15 protein-coding genes, 1 tRNA gene and 1 other RNA gene are annotated in these 14369 nt (G+C 25.2%); 12 read left to right on the forward strand and 5 right to left on the reverse strand.

Going from position 1 to position 14369, the window contains the following annotated elements; translation table 4 throughout:
- Positions 1-113 precede the first annotated feature (113 nt).
- Positions 114-1118 (reverse strand): adenosine deaminase, encoded by a 1005-nt coding sequence (gene add, locus T314_RS03840; protein WP_036237552.1) that lies wholly within the window; start codon positions 1116-1118, stop codon positions 114-116.
- Between the two features lie 176 nt (positions 1119-1294).
- Between add and T314_RS0102755 the strand changes: the two genes are divergently transcribed.
- On the forward strand, positions 1295-2413 hold the full coding sequence (locus T314_RS0102755; RefSeq protein WP_029512080.1) for a serine hydrolase domain-containing protein: 1119 nt from the start codon (positions 1295-1297) through the stop codon (positions 2411-2413).
- A 40-nt stretch (positions 2414-2453) separates the two neighbouring features.
- On the opposite strand, the gene ssrA is transcribed toward T314_RS0102755, so the two are convergent.
- Positions 2454-2861: a transfer-messenger RNA gene (gene ssrA / locus T314_RS03960) on the reverse strand.
- Positions 2862-2910: 49 nt separating this feature from the next.
- Between ssrA and mgtE the strand changes: the two genes are divergently transcribed.
- The 8 genes from mgtE to T314_RS0102795 are packed head-to-tail and all read left to right on the forward strand — an operon-like array spanning position 2911 to position 10540.
- Entirely contained in the window at positions 2911-4317 is a 1407-nt protein-coding gene (gene mgtE, locus T314_RS0102760; RefSeq protein WP_029512081.1) for a magnesium transporter, read from the forward strand.
- An 8-nt stretch (positions 4318-4325) separates the two neighbouring features.
- The gene (trmB, locus tag T314_RS0102765; protein ID WP_029512082.1) at positions 4326-4997 is read left to right on the forward strand and encodes a tRNA (guanosine(46)-N7)-methyltransferase TrmB; all 672 of its coding nucleotides are present in this window, start codon (positions 4326-4328) and stop codon (positions 4995-4997) included.
- 53 nt (positions 4998-5050) lie between these two features.
- Complete coding sequence (locus T314_RS0102770; protein WP_029512083.1) at positions 5051-6394, forward strand: hypothetical protein; 1344 nt, start codon at positions 5051-5053, stop codon at positions 6392-6394.
- Between the two features lie 26 nt (positions 6395-6420).
- Positions 6421-7185 carry a PP2C family protein-serine/threonine phosphatase gene (locus T314_RS0102775; RefSeq protein WP_029512084.1) on the forward strand — a complete coding sequence of 255 codons (765 nt, stop codon included), beginning with the start codon at positions 6421-6423 and terminating at the stop codon, positions 7183-7185.
- Position 7186: 1 nt separating this feature from the next.
- Positions 7187-8347 (forward strand): serine/threonine-protein kinase, encoded by a 1161-nt coding sequence (locus T314_RS0102780; protein ID WP_029512085.1) that lies wholly within the window; start codon positions 7187-7189, stop codon positions 8345-8347.
- A 9-nt stretch (positions 8348-8356) separates the two neighbouring features.
- On the forward strand, positions 8357-9253 hold the full coding sequence (gene rsgA, locus T314_RS0102785; protein ID WP_029512086.1) for a ribosome small subunit-dependent GTPase A: 897 nt from the start codon (positions 8357-8359) through the stop codon (positions 9251-9253).
- Entirely contained in the window at positions 9253-9924 is a 672-nt protein-coding gene (locus T314_RS0102790; protein ID WP_029512087.1) for a ribulose-phosphate 3-epimerase, read from the forward strand. Before rsgA ends, T314_RS0102790 begins: the two co-directional genes overlap by 1 nt.
- Positions 9917-10540 (forward strand): thiamine diphosphokinase, encoded by a 624-nt coding sequence (locus T314_RS0102795; RefSeq protein ID WP_029512088.1) that lies wholly within the window; start codon positions 9917-9919, stop codon positions 10538-10540. The genes T314_RS0102790 and T314_RS0102795 overlap by 8 nt, the downstream gene beginning before the upstream one ends.
- Before the next feature lie 10 nt (positions 10541-10550).
- Here the strand turns inward: T314_RS0102795 and T314_RS0102800 are convergent, their stop codons facing one another.
- Both T314_RS0102800 and T314_RS0102805 read right to left on the reverse strand, forming a co-directional pair.
- On the reverse strand, positions 10551-10988 hold the full coding sequence (locus tag T314_RS0102800) for a hypothetical protein (protein ID WP_029512089.1): 438 nt from the start codon (positions 10986-10988) through the stop codon (positions 10551-10553).
- Positions 10989-11094: 106 nt separating this feature from the next.
- Positions 11095-11179: transfer RNA gene (locus T314_RS0102805), tRNA-Leu, on the reverse strand.
- 54 nt (positions 11180-11233) lie between these two features.
- Between T314_RS0102805 and T314_RS0102810 the strand changes: the two genes are divergently transcribed.
- Positions 11234-11977, forward strand: coding sequence for a hypothetical protein (locus tag T314_RS0102810; RefSeq protein ID WP_029512090.1), 744 nt, complete (start codon positions 11234-11236; stop codon positions 11975-11977).
- A 36-nt stretch (positions 11978-12013) separates the two neighbouring features.
- On the opposite strand, the gene rpmB is transcribed toward T314_RS0102810, so the two are convergent.
- Positions 12014-12214: a 50S ribosomal protein L28 gene (gene rpmB / locus T314_RS0102815; RefSeq protein WP_011183124.1), complete on the reverse strand. Its 201-nt coding sequence runs from the start codon at positions 12212-12214 to the stop codon at positions 12014-12016.
- A 155-nt stretch (positions 12215-12369) separates the two neighbouring features.
- Between rpmB and T314_RS0102820 the strand changes: the two genes are divergently transcribed.
- Both T314_RS0102820 and T314_RS0102825 read left to right on the forward strand, forming a co-directional pair.
- Positions 12370-12681, forward strand: a complete 312-nt coding sequence (locus tag T314_RS0102820; protein ID WP_011183125.1) for an Asp23/Gls24 family envelope stress response protein — start codon at positions 12370-12372, stop codon at positions 12679-12681.
- 28 nt (positions 12682-12709) lie between these two features.
- Positions 12710-14356, forward strand: a complete 1647-nt coding sequence (locus T314_RS0102825; protein WP_029512091.1) for a DAK2 domain-containing protein — start codon at positions 12710-12712, stop codon at positions 14354-14356.
- The last annotated feature ends 13 nt before the right edge of the window (positions 14357-14369 follow it).

A 14369-nucleotide genomic window follows, 5' to 3' on the forward strand; every position in this document is an offset into this window, starting at 1 on the left:
GGTCAGGAGTTGCTTTTTTTGTATCAAAAAAACTGCAATTCCTATGAGATTATTTTCTCATAAGTGTTGCAGTTCCAATTTTAATTCGTACTTATCGTAAGATAAGCATTTATTTATTTGAAGTAGTTTTCTATTTTTTCTTTTAAATATTCTTTTTCTCTAGTATTAGTGAATGTTGAATTTAATGTTCTTAATAATAAAATTTTTCATTTTTCTTCAGATATTTTATTATTTTGATCAACTAAAAGATAGTTATCATTCAAAGTTGTAGGTCCAAAATATGCAGGGTCATCGGAATTTATTGAAAAAGAAATATCATTGTCTAAGAAAACTTGAATAGGAAATGTTTTTGGGTCAAGTCAAGCTTTTGAGTAAAAATTAGGCAAAGGACATAATGATAAATGTATTTCTTTTTCTTTAACTAATTTTAATGCTTCTAAACTTTTATGAATATATAATCCATGATCAATTCTATCAGGGTTTAAAATATTTATAACCTCAATTGGGTCTTGTTCAAAACTATTTTCAGCAGCATGTGTTGTTACATTTAAACCTAGATTCCTTGCTTTATTAACAACTGGTTTAAAAATGGTTGCTCAGTTTTCAATTTCATTGGAATCAAAACCTATTCCAACAATTTTTTTATTTTGAATAGCAAGTTTTGACATATCTAAAATATTTAAAGCTTCATCAACACTTTCATCTTTCAAAAAACACATTATTAACTTTGCCTTTAAATCAAGTTCTTTTTCTGCTTTTTCTAAAGCTTGATATAAACCATCTATAACATCATCTAAATGAATGCCTCGTTTAATGTGAGGTTGTGGATCAAAGAAAATTTCAGTATAAATAACGTTTTGTTTTTTTGCATTTTTTAAATGATTTCAAGCTAAATCAAAAAAGTCTTGTTGATTCTCTAAGACAGCCATATTTTTATAGTAGTCTTTTAAAAAATCAGACAAACTAGTAAAAAGGGGTGGCTTTGATAATTTTTCTAAGCACATATGATCAAAATTTAATTGTTTCTCTTCAATTTTAGCTAAAACTGTTTTAGCTTCTAAAGTTCCTTCTATATGTACATGTAATTCAATTTTTGGCATATTTTCAATATTTTTCATACAACTCCTTTATTTAAAAATATGAACTTATAATATCAAAATGCTAATAAACAAAAGGTATTTTTGAAACACAATATAATTACTTTTTTATGTTAAAATAAAAAAAATGTGTCGAATAAATATGAATAATTTTTTATTTTATTCATTGTAATATTAGTCAAAATGGAGGTACTAAAATGAATTGAAAAAACACTGAAAATAAGTTAAATGAATTTATAGATAATAAATTATTTAATGGGGTTGTATTAAAAATAACTAATGAAAACAAAACAATTTATTTTAATAGTTTTGGTTATTCAAATCTTGAAGAAAAAGTTAAAATGAACAATGAGAACATATTTGCATTGTATTCAATGACAAAACCAATTACAGTTATTGCATGTTTACTATTGATACAAAGAGGATTATTATCTTTTGAAGATAGAGTTTGTGATTTTTACTCAGATTTTAATGAAGAAATTAAAATAAAACATTTATTGAATATGACATCTGGATTGACTTATTTTTGAAATAACTCAGAAAGTGGAAAAGAAATTAAAGCTGTTTTTGACTTGGTTGAAAATGAAAATATAACTTTACAAAATTTTTGTGAAAAAATTAGTAAAGCTAAGGTAATTTCTAAACCAGGAACTGAATGACATTATGGTGTTTCACTTGATATTATCGGTGGAATAATTGAAAAGATTTCAAGTCAAGGATTTAATGATTTTGTTAATGAAAATATACTTGCACCTTTAGAGATGCAAGATACTGCTTTTTATATAAAAGATTTAAATAGAAAAACACAAGTATATGAATTTAAAAAAACAATAGATGGAAATAAGTTAGTTTCTAATAAAGATTTTCATTTCCTTATGCCTTTTACAAATGAACAACCAGCAGCTTCATTGGGCGGCAGTGGATTATTTTCCACAGCAGATGATTACTCAAAGTTTTTGAATTTCTTAATAGATGGAAAAATCAATGGAATACAATATTTGGAATCTACATTACTTGAAGAAATGAGAAGCGATCAATTAAAAGATATCAAGGAAACTTTTAAATGAACTTTTAATAAAGATTATTCTTATGGATATGGAGTAAGAGTAAGATTGAGAAATGAATTAGACCCTTTAACAGAAATTGGGGAATTTGGTTGAGATGGAGCTTTAGGCAGTGCTGGGCTTGTTGACCCTAAGAATAACATAACAATGACCTTTTTAAGTTCTAGTTACCCTGGTAATAATAGAATTGTTCAAACAGAATTATTCGGTGCTGTTTATAAAGATTTAAGAGAACTTAAAATAATAAAATAAAAACCTAGTTATTTCTAACTAGGTTGTTTTTTCCTAATAATGGTGGAGATGGTGGGAATCGAACCCACGTCCAAAATACCGAATCATATAAATTCTACAGTTTAGATAATTTTCTAATTTGCTATATTAAATAAAACTATCAAAAGACTAATATAACATTCGTAATTGAGTTTCAAAATTATTTATTACGATCATAATTTCTATTGGAATTGGTATGTACAATAATTAACAGCTTCCAAGACTATTAAAAATTGCCAAACGTATATTTGTATTTAAGTCAAATTAAGCGAAAGCGTAATTTGCTTGTCCAGCATTTAACATAAATGTTGGAACTTCGTTTGTGTTTTCTTCGTTTTTGTTTGCATTTTATCAAACCTAGAAGTATTATGGTCTACCACACCACTGCTATTATATGACCAGAGTATCCTGTCGAAACCAGGACATCCCCATAAATTTATTATACAATATATAAATAAGAAGTTCATGAAAGGTAAATTATGTTGAAACTAGATCATATTGAAGAAATGCTTGAAAAAGCTTTAGAAAAAAAAGATGTTAAAAAAATAAGAAGCATTTCTAAGGAATTTCAATTTGTTGATTTTGCTGAGGCAATGGAACAATTTGAAAGTAAGAAAGTATTAAAAATATTTAGATTATTGGAGCTTGAAGAAGCTGCAGAAATTTTTACATATTTAGACTCTGAACATCAAGAATATATTATCGAAGCTTTTACTAATACAGAAATACAAGAAATCTTAGATGAACTTTACACTGATGATATTGTTGATTTAATTGATGAAATGCCAAGTGAAGTTGTTAAAAAGATTTTAAAAGCAACTACAAAAGATGTTAGAAAAGAATTAAATAATATTCTTAAGTACAAAGAACATACTGCTGGTGCCATAATGAGTATCAACTTTACTGAACTTAAAGCGGATAATACCGTTGAAATGGCAATTAAAGCTATTAAACGTCGCCATGAAGACTATGATGAAATAGATGATTTATTTATTATTGATGAGCAAAATAAATTATTAGGTTGATTAGAATTAAAACAACTTCTAATAAATACGCCAGAAACTAAACTTGAAAAAATAATGAATTCAAAAATTATTAGTGTTAACGTAGAAATGGATCAAGAAGAAGTTGCTAACTATTTTAAACGTTATGATATAAATACACTACCTGTTGTAAATAAAAACCAACAATTAGTAGGTATTATAACTGTGGATGACGTTATTGATGTATTAGTTGAAGAATCAACAGAAGATATTCAAAATTTTGCAGGTATTGATGCAGATAATGTTGAATCAGATTACTTTGAAACAAGTATATTTAAAATGTATAAATCTAGAATTGTATGATTATCAATTTTATTATTAATTGGAATAGTTACACATGTTATTATGTTAGTTATGTTTAACCTAGTTCCTGAATTAAAAAACTTATCTTCAGGTAAAGAAATGATTATGATGATACCAATACTAATTGTTTTAGCTGGTGTATCTGGCAATATAGCAAATCAATCGTCATTAATGATGATAAGATCATTAGCTTTAAATCAAGTTCATAAAAAAGAAATTAAAACTATTTTTGGAAAAGAATTAATAGTTGGTTTCTTACTAGGTATAACATTATCATTTATAAATGTAATTAGATTATTGATTATATACGCTATACAGGGCGGTGGTTCAATTAATCATATGGAATGAATGGTTATCTTGTTTTCAACTTTAGGAATTTTAGTTGTAGTTATGCTAGCTAATTTATTGGGTATTTTACTACCACTAATATTGAAGAAAATAAAAAGAGATCCAACAATTGCATCTTCACCATTAATAACTAGTTTAGTTGACATAATGTGTGTACTTGTATTTATTGGGCTTGCATTAATTATAGTTTAGGAGAAAATATGAGATTAAGAAATAAACCTTGAGTAAAGGAATATTTAGAAAAAAATGATAAATATTTAATTAATTGAGATAAAGAAACAAAAATTAATTTATCTGATTTATTCAATAATAAAAAGCAACCAGTTCACTTAGAAATTGGCTGTGGTAAAGGAAATTTTATTACAAACCATGCATTAAAAGAATCAGATATTAATTTTATTGGAATGGAAAAAGAAGAAACTGTTGTTGGAGTGGCTTTGAAAAAAACTTTAGCAGAATTTGAACAAAGAAATAAAGAAGTAACTAATTTAAAATACTTTAATGATTTTGCTGAAGACTTATCAGATATTTTTGCCCCATCATCAATTGATAAAATTTATTTAAACTTTTCTGATCCTTGACCAAAGGCTCGACATTCTAAAAAAAGACTTACATATAGAACATTTTTAGACATATATGCGAACATAATAAAATCTCATGGAATACTTGAGTTTAAAACAGATAATGATGGATTATTTGCTTTTTCATTAGAAGAGATAGCTGAAAATAAAAACTGAGAACTTATATATCAAACAACTGATTTATATTCAGATATTGAGGCTTTAAAAAATAATATACCTACTGAATATGAAACAAAATTTCATACAGCTGGTAAAAATATAAATAAATTAATTATTAAAAAAACTTTTTAGAAACTTGGAGAAATCCAAGTTTTTTTATTAATAATATCAAGAGGTGGTTTATAATGAATCTAATTCTTACATTTTTATTTTTTATATTTAGTTTTAATCAAAATATTAATTTTAAATCAGAATCAAAAATAAATAATGAAAAAATTTTTAAAAATGAAATAGAGTATCCATCAAAAATGTATTCTACAAACATAAATTTTAATCAAAATTTAAATAATGGAGATTTATGACATTCAAATTATAATTACACATTTGTTGTTAATTTAACTGATTTCAAAAAGTATACTTTTGAGTATTATGATTTTAAAATAGAATATCAAATACTTGAAAGAATAATTGATAAAAACAATAATGTAATTTCAACAAAAAATGGTATTTCATTACTAGTTAGAAAAGAAATTTCTTCAAAAGCTAAAATAAATAACTATGTATTAGAAGAAATTGAATCATCTAATAAAATTGAATATCAAAGTTTTTTAATGGCAGATTTAGAAATAAAACAAGATTATAAATTAACAACAATAATTACGAATAACCGTGCCAAAGAGTCAGCAATTAAATCTACAAATTTGTTTAAACAAAGAACTTTAAGTGTTAGTCAAATTGAAGTTTTTTTAATTCCTAAAATAGAATATGAAATTTTTGATAATCAGAGTTTACAAGTAAGATATGATCCTTCAAAAATACCAAATAGTATTCATAATATTAATAAAGAGTTGAATAATAAATTATTGCAAATGATAGATCAACTAAATTTAAATTCTCAAATTTTCTTTTATTTCTTTTCTGGAATTCAATTATCAAATGATAATTTAAATGATTTATCAGAAATTACCCCAAATTTGATAAAGACAATAGAGATTGAATTTTCAAAAAGCTATGTTATAGAAAAAGATGCTTTTCTTAAACAATTAACTCCCCCCAAACTAAAAGTATTTTTTTTACAAACTTTTAATATCAGCAATTTAGGATTAGCAAAAGAAATTTTTGTTGAAAATTATTCTATTGTAAACAAAGAATTTTTAATTTCGAAATTTGGCTCACTTGCATTTTTATTTGATGAAATTCTTTTTATTGAAAAAGAAAGAGAAAATAAATGAATTATAGATGTAAAAGATGAATATAAAACCTGTATTTATGGAACCTTAGAAGTTAATATACACCTATACTCTAATAATTGAAATGAATCAAATAATGAGAACATAGATAGTGAAAACCCATCATGAATTGATGGTGAAATTTATGATGAAAATCCACAGTTTAAAAATATTAAAGAAAGTAAATACTTAAAATCTATAATTTTATTTTCTATCAGTATATTGATGTTTAGCTCAATATTGTTGCCAGAATTATTAAAAAAACTAAAAAAGAAGCATAGAAAAAATGATAAAATATAAAAAGAAAATACTGAGGGCTTATTCAAATGAGATATAAAATTCAATCAATGAGTGATATAGGTAGAGTAAGAAAATCAAACCAAGATTTCTTAGGCTACACTACAAACAACGAAGGTTGTCTTTTTGCTATTGTTTGTGATGGTATGGGTGGTCATGCTCATGGTGAATTAGCATCAAAAATGGCAGTTGAAACATTTATAAGATTATTTGAGAAAGAAACTTTTTTAGAAAAGGATGATAATCAAATAAATCAATGATTAAGAGATTCTGTTAAACAAATAGTTCAAGAAATGAAAGATCATGTTGATGTTTTTTATGAAACACATGATATGGGTACAACTCTAACAGCAGTTCTTTTTGTAGAAAAAAAAGCTTTTGTTGTTAATATTGGAGATTCAAGAACATATAGATTAAAAGACGGAAAACTAAATCAAATCACAGTTGACCAAAATTTGTGAAATGATAAAGATAATAGAGAAAAAAGAAAAGAAGAAATTAAAAACTATTTAGGTGCAAAATTTAATGAAATGACATATTGAAAAGTATTAACTAGTGCACTAGGGCCAAATAAAAATACTAAAATTGATACATATTTACTTAACGACAATGTAGGAACTTTTGTTTTAACAACTGACGGAGTTCATGATTATATTGATGCTGAGACTTTTACTGAAATTTTAAGCTCAAAGAGAAGACTTAAATCAAAAGCTAAAGATATGATCGAATTTGCTATGAATAACTTTTCAACAGATAACCTGTCTTTATTAATAGTAGAAATGATGGGTGAGTAATATGCAAGATGAAAAAAAATATACAAGAATAGATGAAATTCCAGTTGATTATTTTGCAAATAAAAAAATAAGTGGAAACTATTTATTAATAAATGAAATAGGTAGAGGTACTTTTGGTTTAGTATATAAAGCTAAAGATTTAAGTAATCAAAACTATTCAAGTGAAAGTTTTTTAGCCATCAAGTTAATGTTTGTTCCAAATATCAAAAATGAAAATGATAGATTAAGAGAACAAGAAATAAGAGATGAAATTAAGAAATACTCAACTCAAATTTTTAATCCTAGAGTTGTTAAAATTCAAGATTATCTTCAATGAGAAAACTTTTTATTAATTGTAATGGAATATGTAGATGGTCAATCATTACAAGACATGCTAAAAGAAAAAGATGGAACTTTAACTTTTGAAGAAATAATTTACTATTTTAGCGAAATAGCCTTAGGTCTTCAAGGAGTTCATGATATGAACATGATTCATCGCGATATAAAACCGGGAAATATTTTGTTATCAAAAGACAAAAAAATAAAAATAACTGACTTTGGTATTTCTCATGTTAAAGGATTTGTTTATGAAGGTGGAAATGCTAAAAAAACACTAAAACCATCTTCTCCAGGAACTCCAAGATTTGCATCACCAGAACAATACATTGAAACAGATAGTTCTAGTGAAGATAAAGTTTCATTTCAATCAGATATTTATTCATTAGGTGTAATGATGTATGAAGCAACAACTGGAGTTGAACTGATAAAAATAAATGATCCAAGGTTATTCAAACCTCAAGACGACAAAGCAAGAAAAGACAGAAATTCATATTTGCTTGATCAAACTTTGGTTGCAGAAATTGTTTTACCGTCAGTTATAAATCCTGCAATTGATAAGAGTTTAGAAGACATAATTATGAAATGTTTGGAAAAGAATGTAGCAGAAAGATATAAAACAGCCAATGAAGTTGCAAGAGATTTAAAAGCAATTGGTAGTGGCAAAAAAATAATAATTAAAAAAAGTAAAAATGAGCCTTACAGGACTGATAGCATTAAAAAATTAGAAAATGAAAATAAAAAATTTAAAGCATTTATTTCAACTTTTATTAATGCCAAAGTTGTTCCGATAGTAGCTTGCATTTTTATAATATTTGTTTTATTAATGTTTGTTTTAATTTGATAGGAGGTAAAAATGAAGGGAAAAATTATTCAAATAGATAGTAACGTCAGTTTTGTTCTTACAGAAGAGCAAAAAATATATGAAGTATTCATAAAAGGTAATGTAAAAAAAGAAATAAAACCTTTAGTTGGTGATGATGTTGAATTCGAACTTATTGAAAATGAAAAAGGGAATATTACAAAAATTCTTTCAAGGAAGAATGAAATATACAGACCACGTATCGCGAATGTCGATCAAGTTATTATTGTAACATCACTATTTGAACCTCTTTTTGCCTCATATATTTTAAATAAATATATTTTTATGATTGAAGCAAAAAAAATAAAGCCTATCCTTCTTTTTACAAAAAATGAGCTGTTAGTTAAAACTAAATATTATGATGAAGTAACAAAGAAAATTAATTCTTATAAAGAATTAGGGTATGAAATTATTGTTTTAGATAATATTGAAAATAAGAATTATTTAAATGAAATAGCTAATTTAAGAAAAAAAATGATTGATAAGGTTTCTTTTTTTACTGGACAGACAGGTGCTGGAAAATCAACTACTCTTAACAATTATTTATTCGAATATCAAATTAAAACAAATGAAATATCTCTTAAATTAAATAGAGGTAAACATACTACTACAAATGTTAAAATTTATAATTTACCAGATAATATTTTAATAGCTGATACACCAGGTTTTTCAAGTTTTGAATTGGTTAATTTGGAAATAGAAAATATTTTAAGAACATCTAAGATTTTAAACAATTTTAACAGTGATTGTAAATTCATAGATTGTATACATATTCATGAAAAAAAATGTGGTGTAAAAGAAGCTGTTGAACAAAATAAAATACCAGTTTTCATATACGAAGATTATAAAAAGATATATGAAGAAATATCAAACAGAAAGGTAAAATACTAATGAAAAAAATAACAATAGTTCCTAGTTTTTTATCAGCTAATTTTGCAGATTTAAAAAATGAAATAAAAAGATGTAAAGAAGCTAAAATTGAATGAATTCATTATGATGTTATGGATTATGATTTTGTTCCTAATTTAACATTTGGATCAAAAATTTTAAAAGATATTGTTAATTCAAGTGACTTTAAAATTGATATACACTTTATGGTTAAAGTTAAAACTAAAAAGTTTGAAGACTTTTTTTCAGAATACATTAAATGTAAACCTACTATGATGACAATGCATGTTGAATCAATGTCTAAAAAAGAAATAAATATGTTTTATAACATATGTAAAGCAAATAATATACTGTTTAGTTTAGCTGTTTCACCAAAGACAAATATAAAAGTTTTAAATAAATGAATAGATAAATTAGAAAACATCTTAATAATGAGTGTAGAGCCAGGCTTTGGTGGCCAATCATTTATTCCCGAAGTGTTAGAAAAAGTAAAACATTTAGCTGAATTGAAAAAAACAAATGGATACACTTATTCTATTGAAATTGATGGTGGGATTAATGATAAAACTAGCAAAAAAGCTATCGAAGCCGGTGTAGAAATGATGGTTGCAGGAAGCTATCTATTTGAAAGCAAAAACTTTTTAGAGAAAGTTGAATCTTTAAAACATGATTAAAAATATTATTATTGTTACAGCTAAAACAAACATAAATTTAAATATATTTAATAATGTTGAATCTTTTATTATTGGTGTAGAGCGTGGTTGCTTAGATCTAATAGACAAAAAAATAAAGATAGATTTAGCTATATCTGATTTTGATCAAGTTCTTGATGAAGAAATTGAAATAATTAAATCTTATGCTAAAAAAATTAATAAATTATCTAGTGAAAAAGATTATTTGGATGGAGAAATCGCAATTATTGAAGCTAAAAAAATTTCTTCAACAGCAAATATAATATTTATAGCAAATCCAACAAAAAGATATGACATGAATTTTTCAATTTTAAATTTAATATTTAAATATGGAATAAAATTGATAAACGATGAAAGTGTAATATTTAAATTGAATAAAGGAGAAACAGAACTTAGTTTTGAAAATTTTCAAGTATATACTTATGTAAGTTTCTTTTCTAAAGTTGATACTAAAATAACTTTAAAAAACTTAAGATATGAATGTGAAAATTTAGAATTAAAGGCTTGAGAAAATACATGTATTTCTAATGCAATAGTATTAAACAAAAACCCAATAATTTATTCTGATGATGAAATTATTTGTATTGCAACAAAATAAAAAAAAGGAATTAAACTTCCTTTTTTTCTTGCAATTTAATTCTTTTTTCCGCAGCTTTTAAATTTAGTTTAGCTTTTTTAAGTCTTATTTTAGCATTTCTTATTTTAGCCTTAAAAGTTATTTTTTCAAATTCATTTTTATTAGATTTTAATTCTTGTTTTCTTTGATCTAATTCAAGCTTAGCAACGTTTACTTCCGCTTTTGCTAATTTTAATTCACTTAAAGATCTTTCATGAATCTCATGAGAATTAAAAAAGCTAGTGTAATCTATTGTCATTTCTTCTGTTGAATGAGTGTTTTCGTTATTTTCATATATTTTAGCTATTAATTTATGTTCTCTAGCTAATTTTTTAGCTTCTGATATTGCATCTTCTTTTTCTTTAAAAGAACCTAATTCGTCTTGTGTTACTATAACTTCTTTTTCATTTTTAACTATTTTTCATGGCATAAATAAAAACTCTTTTCTTTTTATTATTATATTAAATATTTAGAAGAAAAACAAACTTAAATATAAACAACAAAAAAGGACTGATAGTCCTAAATTTTTTTGAGATTGGTGCCTCCTATCGGGGTCGAACCGATACGAGTTTCCTCGTCAGATTTTGAGTCTGATGCGTCTGCCAATTCCGCCAAGGAGGCATATAACAATTATAATACTTTTTTTGGTAAAATAATTCTAATGAAAGAGGTATTATGAAAAAACAAGAAAATAAAATACTGATGCTAAATATATTTAATATATTAGTTACAATACTTTTCAATTTATTAATTATTGCAGTCATAATCTTTGTTTGTGTGTCATTGAAACAAGCGATAGTAGCTATATTAGCTGTTTTACCAATTGTTTCAATTATTTCACTAATTATTTTTTATACAATTTCGTATAAAAAAAGAAAAATAGGAGTAACTAACTTATTATTTTTTATGTGTTCAATTAACATTCCTTCATTATTAATTAGTTATAAAATTATTTCTGAATTAGAAACTTTAGATATTTTTGTAAATGCTAATAATGATGAAAAAACAATTGAAAAAAACAACTTAATGGCTGATTGAGAAATTAAAATTGAACAAGAAAAGATTGAAAAAAAATTAGCAAAATTAAATTCTAAAAATGAATCTAATAATAACTCTAAAAAAGTTATTGAACAAAAAAGAGAAGAAAGAAAAAGAGAAATATATAAGAGTTATTCAAAATTTGTTTACAATAAAATTATTAAAAAATATCCTGATGAAAAGAATACTTTTAAATTGATATCACTAACAACTGAAGCTTTAGAAAATTCAGATTTTCTTGGTGCATATATAAAACAAGAAAAATTAATTAATTTATTACAAGAGTTTGATTGAACCAAAGAGCAGGTAATAGAAATTCTAAATGAAAAAGATATTGAGCAAATTGTTATAACATTTAAAGAAAACAGAAAAAACTTTTAGAAAAAACACATGCGTTTAAGCATGTGTTTTATTTTATTAAGCAACAACTACGTTTTGTTTTTTTAAAGTTCTTAAAGTTCTTGCTGAAACTTTGATAGTGAATACATTACCGTTTTCGTCCATAACTTTAACTTTTTGTAAGTTTAAATTTCATTTTCTTTTTGTTGCATTTAAAGCGTGTGATCTTGAATTACCAGATAACGCACTTTTACCAGTTAACATATCTTTTCTTGCCATCTCATTTCACCTCTGTCTATAGTTAAGATTAATAACACTAAAAAAATAATACTAAAAATAAAGAGATAATACAACATATATAATAAAATTTTGCTTTTTTACCCAACTTTTATATAATATTGTTAAAATAATATAAGTGAAAGTAAGGTGATTTTGTGAACACAATAGACAAATCAGTAATTAAAGTTATTAAAGATGCAATAGTAACAGTTCCTGGTGTAGTTTCATTTTCTAATTTTAATGCAGATTCTTATGATGAGATTGCAACAAATGATATTAACAACGCTATTGAGTTTACAAACACTGACAATATAACTCGTTTCAGAATACATGTTATAATATTATCTGGTGTTAATATCAAAGATGTTATAAAAGAAATACAAATTAGAGTAAAATACGAATTAGAAAAAATCTCAAAATTTACTATGAAATACATGGTAGATGTTGTGGTTGACGATTTAGCTTAAAAGCAATAATGATAGGTGAAGGAAGAAAATGGAAAAATTAATTTTAATAAAAGACTCAATGACGAGTGCTGTAAACAATTTATATAATAACTACCCACATATTGATAAGCTTAACGTTTTCCCTGTTCCAGATGGAGATACAGGGACTAACATGAACCTTACTGCTACAAATGGATACAATGATGTTAAAGATATTGAATTTAAAACAATTGGTGAATTTTTAAATGCTTTTTCTAGAGGTTTAATTATGGGAGCTAGAGGTAACTCTGGTGTTATTTTTTCTCAAATCATTAAGGGTCTAGCAAAAGGAATGAATGATGCAACAGAATTATCTACAGTAGAATGAAAAAAAGGTTTTGCAGAATCTAAAATAATTGCTTATAGAGCGGTAATGAAACCTGTTGAAGGTACAATTTTAACTGTTATTAGAGAAGTAGCTGAACAATCAGCTTTATTACCTGATGATATGGAAACTAAAGAATTTTGAAATAAAATAATTTTAATTGCTAATGAAGCTTTAGAAAATACTCCTAATTTATTACAAGCACTTAAAGATGTTGGTGTTGTTGACTCTGGTGCTTATGGATTAGTTAAATTTTTAGAAGGTATGAATTCAGTATTCCAGTCAAATAAAATAATTGCGAAAACAGACAAACTTGAAATCAATGAAGGTGGAAACATCGAAATGGAAATTGAAGCTGAGTTTGGTTATTGTACTGAAGGTATTGTAATGTTAAATGAAGAGTGAATTAACAAACTACAAACTAGTGCAATTAGAGATCAATTACAAATTTATGGAAATACTTCAATTGTTGTTGTTATTGATGAAGATATTTTAAAAGTTCATACACACGCATTAAGTCCAGGTCAAGTATTAATGTTTTTACAACAATATGGTGATTTTAAAACTATCAAAGTAGATAATATGAATTTACAGGCAGATAAACAAGTTAAAGGTAATGAAGCTTCAGGATGACAAGAAACTACATCAATTAAACTTGAAAGAAAATTGAACAATGATTATGCAACTATAGCGGTTGTATCTTCACCAGAAATGAAAAAATACTTTGAAAAAGAACTTGGTATTGATATAGCAATTGATGGAGGTTCAAAAATGAACCCCTCAACTAACGATTTCTTAAAAGCTATTGAAGAAGTTGATGCTAAAGCTGTTTATTTAATGCCTAATAACGGAAACGTTTTATTGGCAGCAAAACAAGCAGAAAAAGAAGAAACTAAATCAAAAATAATAGTTATTCCAACAAAAACTATTCAACAAGGAATGACTGCAGCATTATCTTTTGATCCTTCTGCAACAACAATGAAAAATACAAAAGCAATAACATCAGCAATTAAAAATGTGATTTCTTTCCAAGTGTCACAAGCTGCAAAAGATTCTGTTGTTAATGGGATTAAAATTAAAAAAGATCAACAAATGGCTATCGTAGATGGAAAAATTGTTGGTACAGCTAATGATATTGGTATTTTATTTGAAAAACAATTATCAAGATATATAACAAATAAAACAGAAATTATAACTATTTTTATTGGTCAAGATGCATCAGCTAAAAGTGTTAGTCAATTGAGAAAATTCTTAGATGAAAATTTTGACGTTGAATATGAGATTATTGAAGGTGGACAAAAAGTCTACAGTTTCATAATCGCAGTAGAATAATTTATTAAAACAC

Origin of the sequence: Mesoplasma grammopterae ATCC 49580 (genome assembly GCF_000701525.1) — a bacterium.
Classification (GTDB): Bacteria; Bacillota_I; Bacilli_A; order Mycoplasmatales; family Mycoplasmataceae; genus Mesoplasma; species Mesoplasma grammopterae.